This is a genomic window from Lysobacter enzymogenes, from assembly GCF_017168095.1.
GTDB lineage: Bacteria > Pseudomonadota > Gammaproteobacteria > Xanthomonadales > Xanthomonadaceae > Lysobacter > Lysobacter enzymogenes_D.
The window spans coordinates 1-815 of the sequence record NZ_LXSD01000472.1; the positions used below are offsets into that span (position 1 = coordinate 1).

1 protein-coding gene is annotated in these 815 nt (G+C 71.8%); it reads left to right on the plus strand.

Translation table 11 applies throughout. The features are described 5' to 3' along the window. Positions 1–74: 74 nt before the first annotated feature. A partial coding sequence (locus tag A7A76_RS19930; RefSeq protein ID WP_343225377.1) for a DUF4105 domain-containing protein occupies positions 75–815 on the plus strand: 741 nt, incomplete at its 3' end.

The window sequence follows — 815 nt, forward strand, 5'->3', positions numbered from 1 at the left end:
CCACGCCGGTCGCCGCCGCTGCGACGCCTGCCTCTGTCGCTGCGACGCCCGCCTCCACCGCGCCCTCCGCCCAGGTGCCGCGCATCGGCGTGGTCACCATGCAGCCCGGCGAGGAGTTCTGGTCGCGCTTCGGCCACGACGCCCTGGTGGTCTACGACCGCGCCACCGACCAGGCCATTTCCTACAACTTCGGCTACTTCGATCCGAGCGAGCCCGACTTCGTCCAGCGCTTCGTCCGCAACGACATGCGCTATCGCCTGGTCGCGCTGCCGTTCGACCAGGACATGGCCCAGTACAACTACGAAGGCCGCAAGGTCAGCCTGCAGTGGCTCGACCTGAGCGACGCGCAGGCGCGTGAGCTGGCCGAATCGCTGCGGGTCAACGCACTGCCGGAAAACGCGTTCTATCGCTACCAGTATTTCGACGACAACTGCGCGATCCGCGTGCGCGACGCGATCGACCGCACCCTGCGCGGCGACCTGCGCCGGCAGACCGAGGGACGCTCGCACGGCAACACCCTGCGCAGCGAAGCGCTGCGGCTGTCGCGGCCGGAGCCGTGGATGTGGTTCACGCTCGACGTGCTGATGGGGCCGGACGCCGACAAGCCGGTGCCGGTGTGGGCCGAGTCCTACGTCCCCGGCCGCCTGGCCGCGGCGCTGGCCGAGGTCAAGAACAGCGAGGGCCGGCCGCTGGTCGAGTCCGAACGCGTACTGCTGCCGTCGCGCATCGCCGCCGAGCCCGAGGCCGCGCCGCTGCCGTGGTGGCCGTGGGCGCTGGCCGGCGTGGCCCTCGGCGCGGCCCTGGCCTGGCTCGGC